Raw genomic sequence first — 22,713 nt, 5'->3', positions numbered from 1 at the left:
TGGAGAAAATCTGAAGTATGAAACGCAATGAATTTTTTTCCAAGTCTGCTTTATTAATTCCTTCTATTGCCATCATGGGAAACCTTGTAGCGCAGAAATCCTCTGGCAAAAACCCCAAACCATTTATTGTTGATGCCGGAAAATCCAGGTTTGGCGAAGTAGTGAAGTTTTTGGGTGTTCATCCCAATGATTTAAAAATATCTTCTAAAGACACCAATGGACAGTTGTCTGTATTTGATTATGTTGGTACGGCCAAAGTAGGTCCTATGTTGCATGTGCATCTGGAGCAGGATGAAATTTTTACAGTTATTGATGGAACTTATCGTTTTGTGGTAGGAGATGAAACCCATGTATTAACTGCTGGTCAGACCATTTTTTTACCCAGAAATATTCCGCATACCTGGATTCAGCTAACCGACTTGGGCAGAATGATTTACATGCTGCAGCCAGCAGGTAAAATGGAAGAGTTTTTTAGCCTGATGAATAATATGAAATCTAAACCAACACCTGAAGAAATGGATGCCATTCATAAAGCACATGGCATGAAAGTAGTTGGTCCGCCTTTGAGTTTATGATTTAGTTGTAAATTGAATAAGCATGATATTAAAGGATTTTCTTCCGGCACCGGATGTACAGTCTTTTGTACAACTTTTCAGGATTGTTCATTTGGAATTTTCCAGAGAAGAAGAAATACCCTGTAAAGCCTATCCTCCCAGACCGGAACAATGTCTGGCATTCTATCCCTATGACAGAGAGACAGTGCATTATGCAACTAGCAGAAAAACGGTGAGTAATTTGCCCGTTGTTTTCTATGGACAGTTTACAGAAGTTACCAATCGGATGATTGGCCATCGGTTTCTTGTTTTTCAAATTGTCTTTTTACCCGGTGCCATATATCAACTGACTGGTATTCCTTCCAATGAATTGGTGAATGAGTATCTGGATGCTTCACTTGTTTTTGGGAATCAGGTACATCATATCAATGAACAATTATTTGAAGCACCTGATTATGCCGCAATGATTGCAATCGGAAATCAGTTTATCAGAACCTTTTGGCAAAATCAAAAGCAACAATTCAGCCGATAGATGCTATTTGGTTGCAACTTTTGAATAGAGCGAATCCTTTTACCATTGACTGGATTGCAAGGCAAGCCTGTTATAGTATTCGTCAACTGGAAAGAAAGTTTAAAGAACGGACAGGAGTGAGTCCAAAGTTATTTATGCGCGTTATTCGGTTTGATCATGCATTTCGCCAGAAAAATTCCTGTCCTGATATGGAATGGCTTCGCATTGCTTTAGAGTGCGACTATCATGATTACCAGCATCTGGCAAAGGATTACAAAGATTTTACAGGCTTATCGCCCACACAATTTCACCTGATAGAAGAACAAGCGCCAGAGCGAATATTTGGTTTAAACGAGGGGTTCTATAAAGGAGAATAAAGTAGCTTCGGTAATACTAATCAAAAGTGCCCGAAAGCAGTATCTGCCAGGCTTCCTGTACTTTTTCCTGGTTGAGTAATTCAGCTGCATACTTGTGCAGTTCCTGTTCCATTTCATTAGGGGTAAGGCCGTAATACTGAATAATATTTTTCAGTCGGTCATCTGAAAAAGCAGGATCAATCGAAGGCAATTCATGCACATTCGCTAATTGTCCCAAGTGATTTCCTGTTAAGAAACTGCTGTTCTTAATGCTGTCGGGTAAAGCATCAATTCCAATGCCTAGTGCAGTATTGGGTTTGGCTACTTTAAAAAGGTTGTCGGTGCTCACTTTGCAATACCAGTCTCCTCCCAAGCGGGCTACCAGTTCCAGTTTGGTCTGATCTATCATATTGCCTGCTTCATTTAAGATGCTATCGTCAATATGCATGCATAGTACTTCGGCAATTACCAATTGTCCTGCTCCTCCTTCTTCCCCCAAACTTTTTACTTCGTTGATTTTGCACTCCAGTTTTATTTTGGCTTCTTTTACCATTGGTGGCTTTACCATGCTGGCAGGTTCTTTAGCAAAGCCGGCTTTTACAAATTCATCTACGCCCTTCGGAAACTCGCAGCTGGATAAACTCATTTGCTGCACCATGCTATAGTCTACAATGTTTATTACACATTCAGGTACTTCCAGCACATTTTCCAGTGTATGTTTAGTGGTATTGTTTCTGCCTCTTCTTGCAGGAGAAAATATAACAATAGGAGGATTGGTTGAAAAGAGATTGAAAAAACTAAATGGACTAAGATTCACATTGCCCTGCCTGTCGATTGTACTGGCAAAACAAATAGGTCTTGGGGCAATGGCATGCTGCAACCAGGCCTGTCTTTGCATAATGGGTAACTCAGCCAATTCAATTTTCATACCCTTAATTTAAATTTTCTTCTTTGCTAAAATTGAAAAACCATCTTCATCTTTCACAATGGTATTGCTTAATCTTTCCAGTCCTGCTATCTCCATTTCCACAATATCTCCTGGCTGCAACCATTGTTCAACGTAATTGGGATCATTTAATTTTCCTGTTCCGTTCAATTCCAGAAAGCAGCCGGTACCCACAGTGCCGCTTCCAATTACATCGCCTGCCTGTATATTAACCCCATAAGAGCAACGTTCAATAATTTCTGCAAAAGTCCAGTCCATATCTCCCACATTTCCTTCGCTCACTTGCACCCCATTCACCCAGCATTTCATTGGTAGATTCCAGCATTTGCCCACATGTCCTTCTTTAGCAGGAATTTCAAATTGTTCCAATTCGTCCAGGGTAACCAAACAAGGTCCAATAACCGTTGAAAAATCCTTTCCTTTGGCAGGTCCCAGATTCAAAAGCATTTCTTCCATCTGCAGTTTTCTGGCACTCATATCGTTCATGATCATCAAGCCACCAATATATTGATCTGCATGCTCTGCTCTTATATTTCTTCCGTTTCTGCAGATAACAATGGCTGCTTCCAGTTCAAAATCCAGTTTTTCAAAATGATCCGGCATGCAAACAATATCGCCGGGCCCCTGGATACTATGGTGATTGGTAAAATAAAAAATAGGGTATTGATCAAACTCGGGAATCATGTCTACTTTTCTGTTTCTTCTGGCAGCTGCAACGTGTTGTCTGAATGCATAACCGTCTCTGCAGGAAGTAGGAAAAGGTACCGGGGCCAACAACATTGCTTCTTCAATCGGCAAACCCCTGTCTTTGCTTAAACGGCCCGATTTAATAGCGGCTTCTGTTTGCTGTGCAATCGGAAACATATCGTCCCAGTAATGCAGAAACATATTCATGCTATTGGGTAATTCCGGATGCATAGCATCACAGTCGAATAACAAACCATCAACTAAAAAAGCCAGTTGATCGTGTCCGTTGGATAAATAAGAAACAAGCTTCATGCACTTTCAATTTGGTCACAAAAATAGGCTAAAAAGCCTGCCTTAGCACTTATCTTTAAGGCATAATTGCTGCCATGAATAAATTGAATTTTAATCGGGTGCTTTTTACTGCACTGCTAATTTTTTTTACGGGTAATCTTATTGCAAAAGAGAATAGCTGGATTCGGATTAACCAGCTGGGTTATCAGCCCAATGGCTCAAAAGTGGCTGTATTTGTTAGTAAGGAGCAAGATTCCATAACGCATTTTGAATTAATTAGTGTAGCATCGAAGCAAGTGGTGTTTAAGACCACCGCAGGCCAGCGTTTTGGAGCCTATGGTCCTTTTGCAATGGGGTATCGCCTTAATTTCAGTGCGTTCAAAGGGAAGGGTAAATTTTATATTAAGGCAGGAGGAGTAAAGTCTCCTGAATTCAGGATCGACGATGATGTGTACAAGGGTACAGCCGATTTTTGTTTGCAATACATGCGACAGCAAAGAAGCGGGTATAATCCATTTCTGAAAGACAGTTGTCATACGCATGATGGATATACTTTGTATGGGGCAGCTGCAGGATTGCCGGATAGTACCATTATTGACGCCAGTGGCGGATGGCACGATGCCAGTGATTATTTACAATATAGTACTACCACGGCCAATGCCACTTTTCATTTACTGGCAGCATACCGGGATTTCAAAAATGTATTTGCTGATCAGTACGACTGGAACGGTCTGAAAGGCAAGAATAATCGCGCAGATATTTTGGATGAAGCCAAATGGGGACTGGACTGGCTGGTAAAAATGCATCCCCGTAAAGATTGGATGTTTAATCAATTGGCAGACGACAGAGACCATATGAGTATGCGCATTCCCAAAGAAGATGCTTATTACGGAAGAGGATTTGAGCGCCCTGTTTATTTTATTAATGGGGAACCTCAACAGCGGGGTAAATTTTTAAATAATACCAAGGGTACCAGTTCTACAGCTGCCAAGTTCAGTGCAGCTTTCTCACTGGCTTCCCAACTTTTTAAAGGCACACCGCAAGCAGATTTGTATGCAACCAAATCTTTATCTGCCTATGAATATGCTTTTATTAAGCCTGGAGTTACACAAACTGCTTCAGTACGCTCGCCCTATATTTATGCAGAAGACAATTGGGTAGATGATATGGAACTGGCTTCTGCCATGCTGATTGCCAAAGATCAGACTGCTGCTGATAAAGCTTTTCAATATGCTTTGCAGGAACCGGTTACACCCTGGTTGGGCAAAGACACTGCCAGTCATTATCAATGGTATCCTTTCATTAACCTGGGACATTATGAACTGGCCAAACAATTGAAAGACAAGAGAAGAGATACCATTATTCAGTTTTATCGTAAGGGAATAGAGGGTGTTTGGAACAAAGCAAAACATAACGTTTTTTACAGAGGAGTCCCTTTTATCTGGTGTAGCAATAATTTAACCGTTTCGTTTGCCATTCAATGTCTTTGGTATAGCAACTTAACGGGTAGCAAAGAATTTGATGAACTGGCACAGGCCAATATCGATTGGTTGTTTGGTTGCAATCCCTGGGGTACCAGCATGGTATACGGATTGCCTGAATGGGGCGATACACCCGTAGATCCACATTCTGCCTTTACACATATCAAGAACTATCCAATCAACGGAGGATTAGTGGATGGGCCTGTTTATACCAGCATCTATAAAAATTTAATTGGCATTCAGTTGAATGATCCGGATGAATACGCCGAATTCCAAAGTGACTTGGCCGTATATCACGATGATTATGGCGATTATAGCACCAATGAACCAACTATGGATGGAACAGCCAGCTTGGTTTATCTGCTCGCAGCTAAGGAGCAGGAAGGGCTAGCTCCTGTAAAGTCAACAAATGGCGATAGAAAACTGCACAGTAGTATAAACATGAGTAATATCAATACAAAACCAGGAACTCCAGCAGCTATTCCTATTTATCAAATGGGTGCGGTTGTTAAATCGTTGAATCCCGCAGAACCTGCTGTAGCATTGGTTTTTACAGGAGATGAATATGCGGAGGGATTAACAACGGTTGAACAGATTCTGGCCCGCGAAAAAGTAAAAGCGGGTTTCTTTTTCACCGGAAGATTTTATCGTAATCCTGCATTTACAAAAGGTATAAAAGCTTTGCAAAAAAACAATCATTATCTGGGAGCACATAGCAACAATCATTTGCTTTACAATGATTGGACAAATCGGAATCATTTATTGGTAAGCTATGATTCTTTTCATACGGACCTGAAGAAAAATTTTCAGGCCATGGAAGACCTGGGAATTGATACACGAGACAGTAAATTATTTATTCCACCATATGAATGGTGGAATGACAGTGTGGCCAACTGGTGCGATTGGAACGGACTTCGATTATTCAGTTTTACTCCGGGAACTTATACCAATGCAGACTATACCTGGCCCGAAATGGGAAATAGTTACCAATCCAATGCTGCGTTGATGAATAAGCTAAAAGATTTGGCAGCAACCCCCGGAAAATTGAATGGCAATATTTTATTGTTACACGTGGGTACTGATCCCAGACGAAAAGAAAAACTCTACAATGAACTGCCTGCTATTATTCGTTTGCTGCGAAGCAAGGGGCATTCTATTAAAAGGATTGATGAGTTAATCAATTGATTTCACTACCACTTTTCTTCATCGGAAGCGGTAGGATCTTGTTTGTATTTTTCGCGGGAGGCTTTTTTCTCTTCCAGTCGCTGCATGATGGCTTCTGCAATCACAGGTGCAGCATCCGTTGTATTAGCCTGGTCTAAAAGGATTTTGATTTTTGCTTCGCTTACATCAATTCGATAAAGAATAAAAACCAGTTTTTCAAAATCCCTCGAGATAAGCCAGTCAATGGCCTTGATTAAATCTGCTTTGTTCAGCTGTTCAATGGTTGCAATATCTAGAATGGGTTCAGCCATAGTTAAATTTAATATTTCTCAATCACTCCCAGGCCAAAGAGAGCAAAGTCGTATTTGGCGGGATCTTTAGGGTCCAGTTTTTTTAAATAGCTGGTCAATTCTTCTGCAGCTTGCCAGTCTGTTTGTTTACGATCTAATAACTGAAATCTTTTTGCCACCCTGGCCACATGAACATCAATAGGGCAAATGAGTTGGTGGAGTTTTATCTGATTCCAAATGCCAAAGTCTACACCCTGCTTGTCCTTTCTTACCATCCATCTCAAAAACATATTCAGCCTTTTACAACTAGACCCTTTTTCGGGAGTTGATATATGTTTACGGGTTCTTAGCGGAGCATCTTCTAAAGAAAAAAATAATGATGAAAATAACTAAGAGCCTCTTTTACAGAATCAGGAGGCTTATTTCCGGGCATGAATGCATTTTCAAGGGAATCAAATTGCTGATAGTGTTCCCTGAAAAATTCAACGCAGTATAATAAGTCGGTTGCATTAAAAGTGCGGTGTTTAAAGGCCTCGAGTTTTTTTAGCTCAGCAGGGCCTGCTTCCAGACAAAACTGATGTGGCTGCATATTCATCAGCTGCATCAGTTCTCTGGATTTTTGAATAATGGTGGTTCTGTTCCCCCAGGCAAAAATGGCCGCAAAAAATCCGGCTATTTCTATGTCTTGTTTCTTCGTAAATAAGTGGGGAATGCAAACAGGATCAGCGGCAATAAAGCCAGGCTGATTGTACTCTTTTACTTTTCTATTGAAAAAGGCCTGTAATTTCTCCGTGGCTTCCATTCCACTAATTTAATAAGTGGGTCATGATTTCAATGCCCAGCTTGTCTGCAATATCATTCTTGCTGAATGCATTAATCACTACCACAATACAATGTTGATTTTTGGGATTAAATGCAGCAAAAGTAGAGAACCCATATGTTCCGCCGTTATGCCAATACATCAGCGTTTTGCCAGATTGTTCAAGGGTATGCCAGCCTTTGGCAATGGCTATCCGGTCATTTAGCCTGGCGGTTTTAGATAGCACAGATTGAACCACCGGGTGGGTTGCCTTACTGGCCATAAATTCAAGGTATTGCAACAAATCAGTAGCGTCCGATTTAATGCCACCGGCCCCAGCTAATATACTCATGTCCCAGTAAGCAGCTGGTTCGTTTCCAAAAAATCCGATTGCTTTGGGCATTTTTTTTGCTGCTTGCAAACCTGTATGCTTCAGTTGAAAAGGTTGATTAATGTACTGGTTTAGTAATTTCTCATAGCTTTTGCCACTGATATTTTGAGCAATCAATCCTGCTAGTCCTGCACCTAAATTTGAATAAGCCACTTTGCCAAATGTTCTGGGTTCTGTTTTGCTCAAATAGAAATAGAGGTTTTCAAGATCATAGTCGGCATAAGGTTGTAAGCGATCTTTTGGAATGCCCATATTCTCTGGCAATCTGGGCAAACCAGATGTGTGGTTCATTAAATGCACCAATTGAATGGGTAAGATCAATGGATTGTTTCTTAAACTATCAGGTAAGAATTGCACCATTAAGCTGGTATCGGCCAGGCCATTGGCTTGTAATACCGATTCAAGTATAAAAGCAGTAAATGTTTTGCTGATACTTCCTATTTCAAATTGTGTGTTTGGAGTAAACGGCTGGTTGGTTTGTTTATCTGCTACTCCGGCACTGAAAAACTGGCGCTGCCCATTTACAGAACTGGCAATATAAATACCCGGCACTGTATTTAATTTAAAAACACTGTCTACTTTCGTCTGAATGGCCAAAGCAATATTGTCCTGTGCATGCACTACTTGTGCCAAGCAGAACAATCCAATTAAACAACCGTTGAATCTTTTCATTTATGCTAAAGCATTGTCTAAATCATGAATTAAATCATCCGCATCTTCCACGCCAATGCTTAATCTAATTAAGGTATCGCTTAATCCATTCGCAATTCTTTTTTCTCTTGGAATAGAAGCATGGGTCATAGAGGCGGGATGATTGATTAAACTTTCTACGCCTCCCAGACTTTCTGCCAAAGAAAATAATTTAGTAGAAGACAAAACTTTTTTAGCTGCTTCTATGCTATCGTCTTTTAATTCAAAGGAAAGCATGCCACCAAAATCGCGCATCTGTTTTCTGGCAATGGCATAGTTGGGATTATCTTCAAAACCACACCAGTATACTTTACCAACTTTAGGATGTTTTCTTAACCAATGAGCAATGGTTCTTCCGTTTTCGCAATGTCTCTGCATGCGCAAGTGCAAAGTCTTGATTCCTCTTAATACCAGGAAGCAATCCATTGGGCCGGGAACTGCTCCACAGCTCTTCTGAATAAAATACAATTGCTCTCTTAGCTCTGCGCTGTTCATCATCAATGCTCCCTGAATCACATCGCTATGACCACCCAGGTACTTAGTGGCAGAGTGCATTACAATATCTGCGCCCATATCCAGTGGGTTCTGTAAGTAGGGAGAAGCAAAAGTATTGTCTACACATAGTAATACATTGTTTGCTTTTGCTATTGTAGCAGTGCCTTCAATATCTGTGATATTCATTAACGGATTGGTAGGTGTTTCAATCCAGATAAGTTTTGTTTTGGGGCTTACTGCATTCTTGATATTATGGATATCTGTGGTGTCTACATAGGTAAATACAATGCCAAATCGCTCGTATACTTTTGAAAACAAACGATAAGTGCCACCGTACATATCATTGGCTGCAATTACTTCATCACCAGGAGACAATAGTTTCATTACTGCATCGGTTGCGGCAACACCACTGCCAAATGCCAGTCCGAATTTTCCATTTTCAATTTGTGCATAAGCTTCTTCCAATGCTTTTCTGGTTGGATTCTGGCTTCTTGCATATTCAAATCCCTGATTTACACCCGGGGCTTCCTGAACATAGGTTGAAGTTTGATAGATAGGAGTCATGATGGCTCCGGTAGAAGGATCTGGTTCTGCACCTGCGTGAATGTATTTGGTAGCAATCTTCATATCGTTATTTTTTTGCGTTTACTAATGAAAGGGGTAATTCTGCTTTCTGGTTATCCCAAAGAAATACCAGACTGGCTTTGTCTGCTGAATCTTTAAAATAAATGGTAAATGTTTCCACTATCTCCTCCGTTGTTTCAGGTTTAATTTCAGCTCTTGCTATGTCTTTTCTGGTATCGTAGGTAAAACTTCCCCAGCAAAAATTATCCTTACTTACAATGATGGTCCATTTGTTTTCTGTGGGCACACAAAATAATGTGTACCTGCCTTTGGGCAATACCTTGTTCGCCAATTTAACAGGGCTGAAAATTTCCAGTTCAGTAGCTTCATTGGCACCCAGTCTCCACAGTTCATTGTATTTTATGATACCTCCGAAAATGGTTCTCCCATTTTTCAAGGGACGGCCATATATAACTCTGGCAATGGGCAGATTTTTGGCTTTCCCACTCATTTTAAGCAAGGGGTAGTTGTCTGGCCAATAGCTCATGTCCATGGGTGACTTGTCTAATTCTGTTGGTTTTTGTTGGGCAAATCCTGCAAATGAGGCAAATACAAATGCCAATAGGAGTCCGATTCGCATATGGGTATATTTTTTACAAATATACTTGCCTATTTCGCTATCCCTTCTTCAAATTGACCAATGGCAAATTTTTTAACATCTGTAAGAAAAAGATTGGATAGCTCCTGTATCTGAGTATAGTTGCTTAAGAATAGGTCAAAAGCCTTATTGGAATGTTCCAGGTAGGTGGCCCTTCTTACCAGTCCTTTAAAACTGTTTTCGATGCCCCATTCGTAACGGTAATTAAACAGCCAGTTCTGTTGCTCCATATAAGGGAACATGCTGTAAAATGGTTCCGGAAACCAATCCCGCTGCTGTTTTAGTAATCCATAGGTTTTTTTAGTAAAATCCATCCAGTCTTCTGCACTAAATTCATTGGGGTGGATGGCCAGAAAATGATCGTACACTATATCTGTAAAAGCACCTGCGTATAAACGAACGGCCGGGGAGAAGACCTTTTTGATTTCTTTGGTTATCGAATGATCATCGGTGTACATATCAATAGCCCGGTGCAAACGAATCCCTTTTTGAATTCCTATTGGATAATCAAACTGTTTTTTCCCTTTAACGAAATCACTGATCATATTACCTGCCAGAATTTCTGGATGATCAAAGGAAAAGTATGCGTGGGCTAAATAATTCATTTATGCAGCGATAAGATCCAGTTGCTTATTTTTTCTAAAGCAACCGGCGCAAAGCTTTCTTCTATGCTTCCGTAAGATTGCTCAGGGCTTTGGGCCGTTTGAAACAAATGGTTTAATGAGGGTATTATTTTTACTTCGTATTGTTTGTTGCCTGCTTTTTTTAAGGCTTTTTCTATCCCATTGATATTTTCATTGGCCAAGACCTGAATATCATAGGATCCATTGATGGCCAGAACAGGCAATTTTACTTTGGATAGATTCTCGAAAGGTTCATAGTTTAAAAAATATTGTAACCATACAAGACCCGAAGCAAATTGATTTACCAGCGTTTTGTATGGATTGATTCCGGTAGCCAGGAATAATTTGTTTTCATCAATAGTTGAGTTTGTTGCTTTCCAATCTGCATATACAGCTTCCATTTTTTTCTTAATGGTATCGGCTGAAGTGCTGAAACGGAAGGGTGAATTCATTTTGTTCACCAAGTTGGCTGCTTTATTATAATCTTCTGCGTTCAGGTTAGGTTTAATAAAGTTCCGACGCATTTGTCCGTTCCAGATTTCATATCCCGGAACACCCGGTCCTGCAAGCAAAGCAATAAAGGATACGTTCTTGTTACGGACAGCAACCATTGGGGCAATCATGCCTCCTTCGCTATGCCCGATCAATCCCAGTTTTTTAGCATTAATCTCTTTTCTGCTTTTTAAATAACTCAATCCTGCTTCAACATCTTTGGCAAAACTTTCACTGGTGAGTTGGGTTGGATTAGGCCCCAGACTTGTTTTTCCCACCCCTCTGTCGTCAACTCTTAAAACCCCAATTCCTGCTTTGGTTAAATAATCTGCCAGTACCCAATAAATTTTATGATCAAACATAGATCCGTCTCTGTCCTGTGAACCACTGCCGGAGATAAGTATTACGGTAGGGAAATCTTTTTTGTTTTTCGGAAGGGTGAGTGTTCCTCCAAACTGAACTGTACCTTCCTGATTGCTGTAATTTACTTCTTCAATGGAATAGTCAAAAGGCGGCTGAGGCGTCTGTGGCCTTTTTATTTCAGGCTTGCTTGCTTTACCCTCTTTTGATTTTAAAAGCACCATCGGAGCTTTGAAATTTCCCTGTTGAAAAGTTCCGTAAATACTATCTGCTCCATTCCATTTCCCTGTATAACTCCCGTTAATTAATGGTATTCTAATGACCAGACTATCGTTCTTCAGCTCTGTAGAGCCAGTACTAATGCCAAATGCATTTTGTGCAGGGCTATCAAAAGTGGAAGCTAATTGCGTGCCCGATTTTGTAATGGTAAAAACCAGGGGCAAAGCATTTCCATTGATGCTTAAGCCGCCTTTCCATATACCCGTAATATCCTGAGCAATACTATTCTTTCCAATCAGTACAGTGACCAAAAAAAAGTGTATCCATTTATTTCTCATGTTGCTGTTTTTTATAGAATCGATAGGAGTAAATCATAGGATAAATAACAATAACTGCCAGTATTGCCATGGTCATTGTGAATCCAGGAGCACCGTTAAAAAAAGGAGTAATAAAGGCAATTGCAATTCCCCCTGCCATCCAGAGCTTGCTGCCAATCTGATGTGTTTTTCTCCAGTTCTCAGGGTCTTCCAAAGTCCAGGGCAGACGCATTCCTATAAAGTAGTTGGGTTTAATGCTGTGCATAAAATTGCCTAATCCGGCAAATAACAAGCCAATCAGCGGCAACAAATATTTGTTTCCTTCCAGGCTGCCGGTTTGAGTTGAATGAATAATCACCATTTGTATGGCACTCAGAAAAACGAGCAGCATGTAGGCAATTTTTTGCAACAACTCAGGCGACTGACCGGATTTTTTCGGATCTATTTTGTTGGCATATTTAACCAGAAAATAAGTGAATAGTGATATCCCTGTCATGAATAGTGTCATCACAAGCAGGGTTGATTTTTCACCCCTTCCATCTACTTCTCCCTTGTGATTGAAATGGGTGGGTACAATATCGGGCAATGACCCGTAAATACTGGCCAGATATGCAATAGGTAAACCAATGCAGATTACAATGATGAGCCATTCTCTCCAGTTAAATGTCTTCATGCGATTTATTTTTTTCTTTTAAACTGTAGCATCCATTTCAGCATTTCATCCATTACTGTTGTATTAATGGAATAATGAATAAACTGTCCGTCTTTGTTGGCAATCACCAGCCCTGCCTGTTTAAGCAAGTCAAGGTGATGCGAAATACTGGGCTTGGAAATATTGAATTGTTCAGCAATTTCTCCGGCAGTCATATCCCTATCCTTCAATAGTTCCAGTATTTCTCTTCTTGTTGCGTCATTTAGTGCCTTAAAAACGATATTCACTCTTAGATATTTAGACAAATGTCTAAATAATATTTCAGAATTGCAAATTTTACAGTGAGAAATCAAACTGTAGTTGAATCTGTAAAATGGGAAATCCTTTTTTAAGTAACTACTTCATCATAACGGGAAATCCAAACTGATTCATCGTATCAAAAGATGCCTCTTTAGATAAATCCTTCACCAGCTGCATCAGTCTTTCAACAAGTAAAGGACCACACCAGCGGCGGGTATAGGCTGGTAAACCATAGGGTTCAATTGGCGTAAATTCCCAGGGATGAAAATACAAGCAGAGATACCCATCTTTTGCCAGGGTCTGCAGGCAAAGTTGCTTATATACAGTATAGGGCATATTCTTGAAACTCAACCAGAATAGGGGTATGCGGATACCGGGACTAACAGATGCTGGTATTCTGACAATGCCTTCTTCCTTGTATGCGGTTCTGGGTAAATGAAAATTATTGTATCTGCCGGGCAACCAGGTTGGATTGATAGAAGAGTCGTATTGATATCCGGCTTCCAATACATCTTTCATTAATACCGGACGCATGCGTGGCATTCGCAGACCAGTTACTTTTTTTCCGATTATTTCTTCCAGCCTGATTCTTGACTTTAATAAGTCTGCTGTTTCATAATCCGTATGATAAAAAGTATGTGAAGCTATTTCATGTTTTTCTGCAAGCATCCGGATGCGTTCCGGAAAATGATTGGCAAAATTAGCTGTCGTAAACAAGGTCGAGGGTGCTCTTTCCAAGACAGGTTGAATGGCATCAAGCCCATTGATACCCACCTGCATCTGATCAGCAACAGATATGGCATGCTGGTATTCCAGCGGCATGTCAAATTCTTCTACATCAAAACTCAGAAAAACTTTTTTATTCATTCTCCCAGCTTCTTTCTTTGATAAAGTAGTGCGGCCTGTTTTTACTTTGCATGAACAGCTTGCCCAGATACAGTCCGATGATTCCAAGAATCATCAGTTGTAATCCCCCAAAAAAAGCAATGGCAGCAACAATGGAAGCCCAGCCTGAAACGGTATGGCCCTGATAAAAGCTATAAACGATATAGGGTATATATAAGACCGATAAAAACGCAAAACTAAAACCCAGATAGGCCGCCATATACAGAGGCTTTGTGCTGAAAGAAGTAATACCCTGCAGTGCAAAGCGCACCATTTTTTTAATGGTGTATTTGGAAGCGCCGGAAAAACGGGCTGCTGGTACATAGGCAATACCTGCCTGACTGAATCCCATCCATTTTACCAGTCCTCTGATAAACAATTCATGTTCTCTCAATTGTCTGAACGCATCTACTACTTTTTTATCCATCAAACGAAAATCCGCAGTGCCCTGTTCCAGTTCAATGTCAGACATATTGTTGATTACGTCATAAAATAGAGCAGATGTTTTCCTTTTCAGCAAAGACAAATCTTCCTGTTCTTTTCGGATGGTATAAACCATATCTGTTCCTTCTTCCCATTTTTCCAGTAACAGGGGGATTAAAGCTGGCGGATGTTGTAGGTCGGCGTCCATCATGATAACAGCATCTCCTTCTGCATGGTCCAGACCTGCTTTCAGGGCATTCTGGTGGCCGAAATTTCTGGAAAGGCTCAGGTAGTGAACATGATTGTTTTCTTTGGAAAGCTGTTGTAAAACAGAAAGTGTTTGGTCGCTGCTTCCATCATCCACAAACAGAAATCGATAGTTGTAAGGCGAGCCTGTCATAATTGCGGAAATCTCCTTTACAATAACAGGAATATTCTTTTCTTCGTTGCAAGCCGGAATAACAAAACTGATTAATCTACTCATTGCCCGGAATGGATTTTGGGTAAATGAATTTTCCAGCAACTGATGATTAACCAGCACCAGATGATAAAACAAGGTAAAGCTTTCAGTGAATATGCAAGAATAATATTAATTCTTATGTAAGGGGGAATCAGGTCAGTCGGGGATAGAATGGTTAAAATAAATAATATTGCCAATAGGATTTTTACATAATTGCTGATGGGCTTTTCCTGAAGTATAAACCATATTGCGGCACCCGTTACCGCAATCACGAAAGTGGGGCTTTCGGCAGCAGAGCTAAATATCACGACGGAAATTAATACCAATGCCAGATAGGACAAACCAAATTTTGCCTGTTGTTGATTTTGCTTTTTTAATAAAGGAATGCCAAACAATGTTCCAGCAACGGCAATAATCGGAAGATCTATAGGGCCATAATAATGAAAGATTCTTCTGATCATGCCCGGCACTGAAATGTCCTGCATGCCTGCAGTTCTGGAGTTGTCTATATTCTGTTGGTTGCGTCTGATGATTTGATAATACCAGTCTTCATAGCTCTGCATAATATAATCTGCACTTGAATATACAATGGGCGCCACTACAATAATGGCCATCCAGGCAATAAAGGAAAGTGCAAACTGTAACTTGTTTCTGGAAAAAAAGAAAAAGGCAAGACCTGCAATGCCATATAATTTGGTCAGAAATCCCAATGCTATAAATAAAGTAGCCAGCCAGTCTTTTCCTCGTATCGTAAATACATAAGAAAAATAAAAAAGCAGTGAACATGGGATTGAACTGGACACTATGAATAGATGTCATCATTTCAATCAATACAATCCAGTAAACAAGAATTCTTTGCTTCTCTTCAATGGGGATTAATTTCAAGGCATAAAATAAAGCCGCAGCATTTGCCATTGCCCAAAGAAAGCAACCAAGATAAGTGGGAAGCAATGCAAAGGGAGCAATGACCAATGAAAATGCAGGTCCATAATTATTGAAGGAAACATATTCATCAGGATAATAACTGAAAAGATATTTTTCCTGCACCACATGTCTGAATACGCCTTCAAAAATCAGGTAATTATCTATACCGGTTAAGCCACGACTGATTTCTGCGCTTACGGCAATGGCTGCCAGTAAAAACCAGATGATATGAATCAGATAGACATTGCCTGCCCACCTGGTTTCCCATTTTTTATAGAGTAAGTTTTGTATCTGATTCATTTATGCTTCTTTTTTAAAGATCACCATGATGGATACGCCTGCCGGAAATCGAAATCCTAATTTAAGCAAGTAATAATCAATGGAGAAAACACTCCCTAATAGTTTATTAAAAAAGCCATCCGTTCCAAAAACGGCATGGTCCGATTCTACACTTTCTTTTTTCTTCCCTTTTATTTTCTGAATGGCATTGGCCATCAGTCTGAAAGCAGCAATCGGAGCAAAAAGAATGGAGTTAAAATAACTCTTGTAAATCACTTGCCCTTTTTGCGACTGTACCAGCTTCAGTAATTCCGGAAGGGTATATCTTCTAACGTGCTGGTTAATTACATCGTGGTCTCCCCATAAAAACATATAAGCAGGCACGGTAATAAAGAGATGTCCGCCAGGTTTACAGACCCTCCACATTTCTTCCACTGCCTTTTGATGATCTTCTACATGTTCAATGACATCAAAAGCACAGACCAGATCATAAGAATTTTCTTCAAAAGGAAGTTCTGTGATGGAACCCTGTATAATGGGGCTTTTCAGCAGGGTTTTGGCAAAATTGCAACAGGTTTCATCGTATTCAACCGACATGACCGACCCGAATTCCTCCAGCATTTCTGAAGTAGTTCCTGTGGCTGCGCCTATATTCAGCGACTGAATTCCCCGAGGATTTCCCAAAAAGCGGCAGATTCGCTCCCTCAATATCTTCCTTCTAACCGTAAACCACCAGTTTACTCTTTCCAGATGATAATATTCTTTAAAGTATTGTTGGTCCATGATGTTTTAGAGGGGGACTGCAAGTAACGAAAATTTGAGAACAATTTAGGAGAGGCATACCAGTTAAAAAATTTACTTTTGCCCTCTTAAAAATGAATAATATGAGCAAAGGACCTGTTTCTCAGTTTATAGAACACCATTACAGACATTTTAATGCAGCTGCATTGGTGGATGCGGCAAAAGGATATGAAACCCATTTGCTGGAGGGAGGTAAAATGCTGGTGAGTCTGGCAGGTGCCATGAGTACTGCAGAATTAGGCATTAGCTTAGCCGAAATGATCCGTCTGGATAAAGTGGCCATCATTAGCTGTACAGGAGCAAACCTGGAAGAAGATATCATGAATCTGGTAGCACATAGTCATTATAAGCGTGTGCCTAATTACCGTGATTTGAGTCCGCAGGAAGAGTGGGATTTACTGGAAAACCATTACAATCGTGTAACAGATACCTGTATTCCTGAAGAAGAAGCTTTCCGTCGTTTACAAAAACATATTTATAAGGTTTGGAAAGACGCTGACAATGCTGGCGAACGCTATTTCCCGCATGAGTTCATGTATAAAATGTTGTTGAGTGGCGATTTACAGCAGTATTATGAAATTGATCCAAAGAATAGTTGGATGTTGGCTGCTGCTGAAAAGAATCTTCCGATAGTAGTTCCGGGATGGGAAGACAGTACCATGGGTAATATTTTCGCTTCTTATGTAATTAAGCAGGAATTGAAAGCTTCTACCATGAAGAGTGGTATTGAATACATGGTATGGCTAACAGAGTGGTACCGCGCCAACAGTGGTGGTAAGGGGGTTGGCTTCTTCCAGATTGGTGGTGGTATTGCCGGGGACTTCCCAATTTGTGTGGTTCCTATGATGTACCAGGATTTAGAGTGGCATGATGTTCCATTCTGGAGCTATTTCTGTCAGATCAGTGATTCTACTACCTCTTATGGTTCTTATTCCGGAGCAGTTCCCAATGAAAAAATCACCTGGGGTAAGCTGGATATTCATACCCCCAAATACATTGTTGAAAGTGATGCAACTATTGTTGCTCCGTTGATTTTTGCTTATTTATTGGGTTGGTAAAATGCTGGCAGGTTGCTGAATTGTAATAACCTGTAATAAGCAAGTATATAAATTAAAAATTTAATATGTGGCCCTGATTCATTGAATTGGGGCTTTTTTGTGCACTATTCCTCATGTATAAAGCTATAATTTCTCATATATATAGTTTATAGCTATAAAATTCATTCATTAAGTATAATCTAATCGGATTAATGTTTAAACTATTAAGATTTCTTTAACAATTAAGTGAAATTATGTACATTGAAAGCCTAATTTCTATCACAAAAACCTAAACAAATGAGAAAAATTTTGTTGTTAATGCTGGGTTTTATTCTTTTTATGAATACTACCTATGCACAAAAAACAACAGTGAAAGGAAAGGTTACAGACACCAATGGAGTGGGTGTACCTTCTGCAACTGTTAAAGAAAAGGGCACTAAAAATGCAGTAAGTGCTGATGGGGAAGGCAATTTTACCATTTCTGTATCTCCCAACGCTGTGCTGCAGTTTACTGCCACAGGTTTTGGAATGGTAGAATTACCGGCCGACAAAGCTTCTTCGGTTAGAATGAAAGAAGCAGTAGATAACCTGAGTGAAGTTGTGGTAACGGCACTGGGTGTTAAAAGAGAAAAGAAAGCATTGGGTTATGCGGTGCAGGAGGTTAAGGGTGAAAACCTAACCGTTGCCAAATCACTGGACATCAGTACCTCATTAGCAGGTAAGGTAGCCGGTGTTCAATTGGTAGGTTCACCTAGTTCTTCATTTGACAATGCCGATATCTTAATACGTGGTGTTACTGGTCTTGGACCTCAAGCACCCATTTTTGTGGTAGATGGAACTATTACGAATCAATCCGCAGTGATTCTGGACAATATTGAAACTGTTTCAGTGTTGAAAGGACCTGCTTCAACTGCTTTATATGGTCAGCGTGCTGCCAATGGAGCGGTTGTAATCACTACGAAAAAAGGTTCTCGTAAAAAATACACCAGTGTAGATGTAAACCTGGGTTTAACTTTTGAAAAGCTGGCTTTATTGCCTCCATATCAAAATGAATATGCAGGTGGTTATTCCTCTTCTCTAACTTCTGCCGGAACTGCATTTGATGCACAGGGTTTTTATTTGTTTAAATACAATCCTGCTATCCATCCTGCATCTTGGGCAGCATTCAATGGTCAAAGAATGTTGGAGTATGGTGCCGATGAAAGCTGGGGTCCTAAAATGAACGGAGACAATTACCGTGCATACTGGAGCTGGTATCCTGGTGCTGAATTTGGTCAGTTAACACCGTTGGTTGCACAACCTAATAACGTTAGAGATTTCTTTAAAACAGGAGTTAATAAAAATAACTCTATTGCATTTTCTTCTGGTGGTGAAGGATATAATTTCAGAATGACTTATGCCAATCAGAACAGAAGCTTAATGATTCCAAATGCCAACAGAGATCAACATCAGCTGGCTTTGAATGGTTCATTTGATATTGGTAAATATATCACTATCTCTACTGATCTTACTTACACAACCAATAGTACAAAAGGTAAGCCTGCTGAAGGATATCGTTTAGATGGTTTGAATATCACACAAAACTTTAACCAATGGTTTCAGCGTCAGTTAGACATGAAGCGCATGGTTAATTACAGAGAACCAGATGGTAGTTTGAACTCCTGGAATATCGGAGACCCGAATGCGAGTGCAGATATTAAAGTTTACGGAAGACCACAATACTGGGATAACCCGTATTTTATAGCTAACGAAGCTTTCTCTACTCAGGCGCAAAACAGATTGATTGGTAATATTGGAATGAATATTAAAATCAACAAACACCTGAACATCGTTTCTTATGTAAGAGCAAATACTTACAATAATGAAAATACAGGCAGAATGCCAACGGGTGCTTTAACATTGGATTACTTTGATATTTCACAGGATCGTTATTCTGAAATGAACTACGAAACCAATATCATGTACAAGAATAAATTCGGTGATTTTTCTGTAGATGCAATGGTGGGTGGTAACGTTCGTAAGAACAGCTACAGTGCTTTATCCATGAGTACTCAGGGTGGATTAAGTTCTCCTAACTATTTTGATATTGCTGCTTCTATTTCCAGACCAAGCGTTAGCCGTTCTTATGAAAAGAAAACAGTGAATTCTGTTTTAGGTAAAGCTTCAGTAGGTTGGAGAGACATGTTGTTTGTAGAAGGAACATTGCGCAATGACTGGTCTTCTGCATTACCAACACAAAGCAACTCTTATTTATATCCATCTTTAAGCACCAGTTTCATCTTCACAGAATTATTGAAGTCTAGCTGGCTTACTTATGGTAAACTAAGAGCTTCTTATGCCAGTGTAGGTTCAGACTTAGGTGCTCATGCACTGAATTTGGCTATTGGCAACGGATCTTTTTACGGAACCAATCCTTCAGCAACCATTGGCAATCAGTTTAAAGGCGGCGGCATTCGTCCTGCTTTAACCAAGGCCTATGAGTTTGGTGTTGAATTGCGTTTATTCAAGAAAATTGGCTTAGATGTTACTTACTACCAGAACAACAATACCGATCAGATCTTAGGTATTGATGTAACACCTGCCAGCGGTTTCTCTACTGCTCAAATTAATGCAGGTAATATTCAAAGTAAGGGTATTGAAATTACCCTTAGCGGTAAGCCCATTGAAACCAGAAACTTTAGCTGGGATGTTACCCTTAACTGGGCTAAGAATCAGAACAGTATTAAGGAACTGGCTCCTGGCATCAATACTTACCTGTATGCAACCAACCGTTATGATACTCGTTTAGAGCATAGAGTTGGTGGCGAATGGGGTACATATTATGGAAGAAAATGGAGAACAGATCCAACAACTGGTCAAACTTTAATTGATGCAACAGGTCAGCCTTTGTATGATATTAACGTGCCAATCGGGAATGTACTACCGAAGTTTACCGGAGGTATGTTTAACTCTTTAAAGTATAAGTCTTTTGATCTTACTTTCGGAATTGATTTCCAAAGCGGTGGTTTATTCTACTCTGAAACCAGAAACTTTAATACAGGTGCTGGTCTTTCTCAGGAAACAGTTGGTAAAAACGACAAGGGATATGATTGGAGAGATTATCCAGGTTCATATACTACTGCAGGCGGTAATACCGGTAATGGTGGTATCAGAATTCCGGGCATTTTTGCCAACGGCGCTTTGGCAGGAAAAGAAAACAATCGTTACATTTCTGCAAGAGCCTACTGGTATACTGCTCGTCAGAGAGATGCAAGCAATGTATTGTTAGATGCCTCTTATATCAAATTAAGAGAGATCAGATTCGGTTACACACTACCCGCTTCTCTTTTAAAGGCGGTACCTTTTGTTAAGTCTGCCAATATCGGATTCATGGTTCAGAATGCATGGTTAATCTGGGCTACAACCAAGAAATGGGGTGTTGATCCTTCCGAGTTGGAATTGTTTTATCGTGAAGGTGGTCAGCTATCTTCTACCAGACAATTTGGTTTCAACTTAAGGGCTTCATTTTAGTAAACGAATTCAGTAAAAACAAAAAGACATTTTATGAAAAAGATTTTAATATTTTTTGGTTTGCTGGCTACGTTACAGAGTTGTAACAAGTTTGGTGATACCAATATTTCACCAGCGCAGCTAACAACGGCTTCTACCAAAGCGCTTTTAACCAATGCCCAGCAGGCTTTGAGCACCTATGTTACCAGTGCCAGATTGGGTTCCATGTACGTGCAGCATATATCTGAAGGTCCTTATCCGGGTTCTTCCTTGTACAGTGACAGAAACTCAAGTTTTGCAGGATGGTATACGGGTCCTTTGTATGACTTACAAACCATCATCAATTATAATAATGCTGGTTCTTCTTCTGCAAATGGAAATGGTTCCAAGAATAACCAGATTGCAGTTGCCCGTATTCTAAAAGCCTATTATTTCTTGCAAATGACCGATATCTGGGGTGATATTCCTTATACGGAAGCATTGCAGGGAGATAAGAACTATTCACCTAAATACGATAAGCAGCAGGATATCTATACTGCCTTATTTAAAGAGCTTACTGAAGCAGTTGCCCAGATTAATGAATCAGAAGCCGCAGTTGTGGGTGATATTCTTTTGAATGGTAATATGGCTGCATGGAAGCGTTTTGCCAATACTACCCGTATGGTAATGGCATTGAGAATTTCTAAGGCTGATCTTGCAAAAGGTAAAACCGAATATGCTGCTGCGCTAGCTGCAGGTGTAATTACCAGCAATGCACAGAATATCAACTACAAGTATATTGCAGGTGATCCCAATAACTACAATCCCTGGTATAACAACTATACCATCAGTAACAGAAACGATTATGCTATCAGTAAAACCATGACAGACTATATGGATCCTAAAGCAGATCCAAGGTTGCCAGTTTTTGCTGAAACATTAGCAGGTGGTGTAATCAAAGGATTGCCTTACGGAAGAAACGTAGCAGTTAATATTCCTGCTGCATACAGCAGAATTGGTACTGCTTTCAGAAGCCAGGATTCTCCGCTTACTTTACACAACTATGCACAGGTATTGTTTATGCAGGCTGAAGCTGCTAAGCTAGGCTATGTTGCGGGCGGTGATGTTGAAGCAGAAGCCAAATATAAGGCTGCTATCAAAGCATCATGGGAAATGTATGGTGTATTTAATCAGGCAAAGTATGATACCTATGTGGCACTACCTGAAGTTGCATACAGTTCTGTAGATGGTCATAAGAAAATCATGACTGAGAAGTGGGTGCACAATTATTTGGCCAGCTATGAAGCCTGGAAAGACTGGCGTAGAACAGGTTTCCCTGTATTAACTCCTGCAGTAGATGCAGTTGATTCAAGAGGAATTCCAATGCGTTTAGGTTATTCACCAACCGAAGCATCTTTAAATCCAGTTAACTATGCAGCTGCAGTAACTGCATTGGGAGGAAAAGATGAGAACTATGGTTTGATGTGGTTGGTAAAATAAGTTCTCGATAGTTTAAGTTTAAGGATTGCTGCCAACAAAAAGCCCCGCCTCATCTGAGACCGGGGCTTTTTAATTGAAGTATTTATTCAGGAGACT

General features: G+C 40.1%; 21 protein-coding genes and 2 pseudogenes. 7 read left to right on the top strand and 16 right to left on the bottom strand.

The features are described 5' to 3' along the window. Nucleotides 1-17 precede the first annotated feature (17 nt). From F777_RS0101265 to F777_RS17740, 3 genes are read left to right on the top strand one after another with little or no spacing between them, the layout of a single operon-like run. Nucleotides 18-575 carry a cupin domain-containing protein gene (locus tag F777_RS0101265; RefSeq protein WP_026750457.1) on the top strand — a complete coding sequence of 186 codons (558 nt, stop codon included), beginning with the start codon at nucleotides 18-20 and terminating at the stop codon, nucleotides 573-575. A 22-nt stretch (nucleotides 576-597) separates the two neighbouring features. Then, a complete protein-coding gene (locus F777_RS17745; protein WP_051408347.1) occupies nucleotides 598-1,086 on the top strand; it encodes a DUF6597 domain-containing transcriptional factor in 489 nt (162 codons plus the stop codon). Continuing rightward, nucleotides 1,053-1,442: a helix-turn-helix domain-containing protein gene (locus F777_RS17740; protein ID WP_051408346.1), complete on the top strand. Its 390-nt coding sequence runs from the start codon at nucleotides 1,053-1,055 to the stop codon at nucleotides 1,440-1,442. The genes F777_RS17745 and F777_RS17740 overlap by 34 nt, the downstream gene beginning before the upstream one ends. A gap of 16 nt (nucleotides 1,443-1,458) precedes the next feature. Here the strand turns inward: F777_RS17740 and F777_RS0101255 are convergent, their stop codons facing one another. Together F777_RS0101255 and F777_RS0101250 are read right to left on the bottom strand one after the other, a co-directional pair. Then, on the bottom strand, nucleotides 1,459-2,349 hold the full coding sequence (locus tag F777_RS0101255; RefSeq protein WP_026750456.1) for a flavin reductase family protein: 891 nt from the start codon (nucleotides 2,347-2,349) through the stop codon (nucleotides 1,459-1,461). 9 nt (nucleotides 2,350-2,358) lie between these two features. After that, nucleotides 2,359-3,366 (bottom strand): fumarylacetoacetate hydrolase family protein, encoded by a 1,008-nt coding sequence (locus F777_RS0101250; protein ID WP_026750455.1) that lies wholly within the window; start codon nucleotides 3,364-3,366, stop codon nucleotides 2,359-2,361. Nucleotides 3,367-3,440: 74 nt separating this feature from the next. Between F777_RS0101250 and F777_RS0101245 the strand changes: the two genes are divergently transcribed. Continuing rightward, nucleotides 3,441-6,011 carry a glycoside hydrolase family 9 protein gene (locus tag F777_RS0101245; RefSeq protein WP_037369008.1) on the top strand — a complete coding sequence of 857 codons (2,571 nt, stop codon included), beginning with the start codon at nucleotides 3,441-3,443 and terminating at the stop codon, nucleotides 6,009-6,011. A 5-nt stretch (nucleotides 6,012-6,016) separates the two neighbouring features. Here F777_RS0101245 and F777_RS15255 read toward each other — a convergent pair whose 3' ends face one another. The 14 genes and pseudogenes from F777_RS15255 to F777_RS0101180 all read right to left on the bottom strand — a co-directional run bounded on the left by F777_RS15255 (nucleotide 6,017) and on the right by F777_RS0101180 (nucleotide 16,594). Then, complete coding sequence (locus F777_RS15255) at nucleotides 6,017-6,301, bottom strand: hypothetical protein (protein WP_037369005.1); 285 nt, start codon at nucleotides 6,299-6,301, stop codon at nucleotides 6,017-6,019. A gap of 8 nt (nucleotides 6,302-6,309) precedes the next feature. Beyond that, nucleotides 6,310-7,082: pseudogene (locus F777_RS15250) on the bottom strand (TIGR02757 family protein). A 4-nt stretch (nucleotides 7,083-7,086) separates the two neighbouring features. Next, nucleotides 7,087-8,142, bottom strand: a complete 1,056-nt coding sequence (locus tag F777_RS0101230) for a serine hydrolase domain-containing protein (protein WP_026750453.1) — start codon at nucleotides 8,140-8,142, stop codon at nucleotides 7,087-7,089. Further along, on the bottom strand, nucleotides 8,143-9,282 hold the full coding sequence (locus tag F777_RS0101225) for a cystathionine gamma-synthase (RefSeq protein ID WP_026750452.1): 1,140 nt from the start codon (nucleotides 9,280-9,282) through the stop codon (nucleotides 8,143-8,145). It lies immediately after the preceding gene. A 4-nt stretch (nucleotides 9,283-9,286) separates the two neighbouring features. Next, nucleotides 9,287-9,859: a DUF2911 domain-containing protein gene (locus F777_RS15245; protein ID WP_051408345.1), complete on the bottom strand. Its 573-nt coding sequence runs from the start codon at nucleotides 9,857-9,859 to the stop codon at nucleotides 9,287-9,289. Nucleotides 9,860-9,888: 29 nt separating this feature from the next. Next, nucleotides 9,889-10,482 carry an acyl carrier protein phosphodiesterase gene (locus tag F777_RS0101215; RefSeq protein ID WP_026750451.1) on the bottom strand — a complete coding sequence of 198 codons (594 nt, stop codon included), beginning with the start codon at nucleotides 10,480-10,482 and terminating at the stop codon, nucleotides 9,889-9,891. Beyond that, complete coding sequence (locus F777_RS0101210) at nucleotides 10,479-11,909, bottom strand: alpha/beta hydrolase family protein (RefSeq protein WP_026750450.1); 1,431 nt, start codon at nucleotides 11,907-11,909, stop codon at nucleotides 10,479-10,481. Before F777_RS0101210 ends, F777_RS0101215 begins: the two co-directional genes overlap by 4 nt. Continuing rightward, complete coding sequence (locus F777_RS0101205; protein WP_026750449.1) at nucleotides 11,899-12,561, bottom strand: SdpI family protein; 663 nt, start codon at nucleotides 12,559-12,561, stop codon at nucleotides 11,899-11,901. Before F777_RS0101205 ends, F777_RS0101210 begins: the two co-directional genes overlap by 11 nt. Nucleotides 12,562-12,566: 5 nt before the next feature. Further along, on the bottom strand, nucleotides 12,567-12,845 hold the full coding sequence (locus F777_RS0101200) for an autorepressor SdpR family transcription factor (protein WP_304412552.1): 279 nt from the start codon (nucleotides 12,843-12,845) through the stop codon (nucleotides 12,567-12,569). 91 nt (nucleotides 12,846-12,936) lie between these two features. Next, nucleotides 12,937-13,707, bottom strand: coding sequence for a polysaccharide deacetylase family protein (locus F777_RS0101195; RefSeq protein WP_026750447.1), 771 nt, complete (start codon nucleotides 13,705-13,707; stop codon nucleotides 12,937-12,939). Next, nucleotides 13,700-14,632, bottom strand: a complete 933-nt coding sequence (locus tag F777_RS0101190) for a glycosyltransferase family 2 protein (protein WP_026750446.1) — start codon at nucleotides 14,630-14,632, stop codon at nucleotides 13,700-13,702. The genes F777_RS0101195 and F777_RS0101190 overlap by 8 nt, the downstream gene beginning before the upstream one ends. Next, nucleotides 14,629-15,411 (bottom strand): glycosyltransferase family 87 protein, encoded by a 783-nt coding sequence (locus F777_RS18285; RefSeq protein WP_255326221.1) that lies wholly within the window; start codon nucleotides 15,409-15,411, stop codon nucleotides 14,629-14,631. Before F777_RS18285 ends, F777_RS0101190 begins: the two co-directional genes overlap by 4 nt. Next, nucleotides 15,404-15,832: pseudogene (locus tag F777_RS18470) on the bottom strand (glycosyltransferase family 87 protein); the annotation flags it as partial. The pseudogene F777_RS18470 and the gene F777_RS18285, both read right to left, overlap by 8 nt. Beyond that, entirely contained in the window at nucleotides 15,833-16,594 is a 762-nt protein-coding gene (locus F777_RS0101180; RefSeq protein ID WP_026750445.1) for a class I SAM-dependent methyltransferase, read from the bottom strand. It abuts the pseudogene before it with no gap. Between the two features lie 101 nt (nucleotides 16,595-16,695). On the opposite strand from F777_RS0101180, the gene F777_RS0101175 reads away from it, so the two are divergent. The 3 genes from F777_RS0101175 to F777_RS0101165 all read left to right on the top strand — a co-directional run bounded on the left by F777_RS0101175 (nucleotide 16,696) and on the right by F777_RS0101165 (nucleotide 22,617). Then, on the top strand, nucleotides 16,696-17,670 hold the full coding sequence (locus F777_RS0101175; RefSeq protein ID WP_026750444.1) for a deoxyhypusine synthase family protein: 975 nt from the start codon (nucleotides 16,696-16,698) through the stop codon (nucleotides 17,668-17,670). A gap of 276 nt (nucleotides 17,671-17,946) precedes the next feature. Continuing rightward, nucleotides 17,947-21,159 (top strand): SusC/RagA family TonB-linked outer membrane protein, encoded by a 3,213-nt coding sequence (locus F777_RS0101170; RefSeq protein WP_026750443.1) that lies wholly within the window; start codon nucleotides 17,947-17,949, stop codon nucleotides 21,157-21,159. A gap of 33 nt (nucleotides 21,160-21,192) precedes the next feature. After that, entirely contained in the window at nucleotides 21,193-22,617 is a 1,425-nt protein-coding gene (locus F777_RS0101165) for a SusD/RagB family nutrient-binding outer membrane lipoprotein (RefSeq protein WP_026750442.1), read from the top strand. Nucleotides 22,618-22,713: the final 96 nt, after the last annotated feature.

This window comes from Sediminibacterium sp. C3 (genome assembly GCF_000508085.1).
In the GTDB taxonomy this organism is placed as follows: domain Bacteria; phylum Bacteroidota; class Bacteroidia; order Chitinophagales; family Chitinophagaceae; genus Sediminibacterium.
This window is presented reverse-complemented; position numbering and strand designations above follow the sequence as displayed.

Bases quoted from the DNA above. Each gene is read 5' to 3' on its own strand.
- F777_RS0101265 (WP_026750457.1), top strand. From the start codon at position 18: ATGAAACGCAATGAATTTTTTTCCAAGTCTGCTTTATTAATTCCTTCT.
- F777_RS17745 (WP_051408347.1), top strand. From the start codon at position 598: ATGATATTAAAGGATTTTCTTCCGGCACCGGATGTACAGTCTTTTGTA.
- F777_RS0101255 (WP_026750456.1), bottom strand. From the start codon at position 2,349: ATGAAAATTGAATTGGCTGAGTTACCCATTATGCAAAGACAGGCCTGG.
- F777_RS0101250 (WP_026750455.1), bottom strand. From the start codon at position 3,366: ATGAAGCTTGTTTCTTATTTATCCAACGGACACGATCAACTGGCTTTT.
- F777_RS0101245 (WP_037369008.1), top strand. From the start codon at position 3,441: ATGAATAAATTGAATTTTAATCGGGTGCTTTTTACTGCACTGCTAATT.
- F777_RS15255 (WP_037369005.1), bottom strand. From the start codon at position 6,301: ATGGCTGAACCCATTCTAGATATTGCAACCATTGAACAGCTGAACAAA.
- F777_RS0101230 (WP_026750453.1), bottom strand. From the start codon at position 8,142: ATGAAAAGATTCAACGGTTGTTTAATTGGATTGTTCTGCTTGGCACAA.
- F777_RS0101225 (WP_026750452.1), bottom strand. From the start codon at position 9,282: ATGAAGATTGCTACCAAATACATTCACGCAGGTGCAGAACCAGATCCT.
- F777_RS15245 (WP_051408345.1), bottom strand. From the start codon at position 9,859: ATGCGAATCGGACTCCTATTGGCATTTGTATTTGCCTCATTTGCAGGA.
- F777_RS0101215 (WP_026750451.1), bottom strand. From the start codon at position 10,482: ATGAATTATTTAGCCCACGCATACTTTTCCTTTGATCATCCAGAAATT.
- F777_RS0101210 (WP_026750450.1), bottom strand. From the start codon at position 11,909: ATGAGAAATAAATGGATACACTTTTTTTTGGTCACTGTACTGATTGGA.
- F777_RS0101205 (WP_026750449.1), bottom strand. From the start codon at position 12,561: ATGAAGACATTTAACTGGAGAGAATGGCTCATCATTGTAATCTGCATT.
- F777_RS0101195 (WP_026750447.1), bottom strand. From the start codon at position 13,707: ATGAATAAAAAAGTTTTTCTGAGTTTTGATGTAGAAGAATTTGACATG.
- F777_RS0101190 (WP_026750446.1), bottom strand. From the start codon at position 14,632: ATGAGTAGATTAATCAGTTTTGTTATTCCGGCTTGCAACGAAGAAAAG.
- F777_RS0101180 (WP_026750445.1), bottom strand. From the start codon at position 16,594: ATGGACCAACAATACTTTAAAGAATATTATCATCTGGAAAGAGTAAAC.
- F777_RS0101175 (WP_026750444.1), top strand. From the start codon at position 16,696: ATGAGCAAAGGACCTGTTTCTCAGTTTATAGAACACCATTACAGACAT.
- F777_RS0101170 (WP_026750443.1), top strand. From the start codon at position 17,947: ATGAGAAAAATTTTGTTGTTAATGCTGGGTTTTATTCTTTTTATGAAT.
- F777_RS0101165 (WP_026750442.1), top strand. From the start codon at position 21,193: ATGAAAAAGATTTTAATATTTTTTGGTTTGCTGGCTACGTTACAGAGT.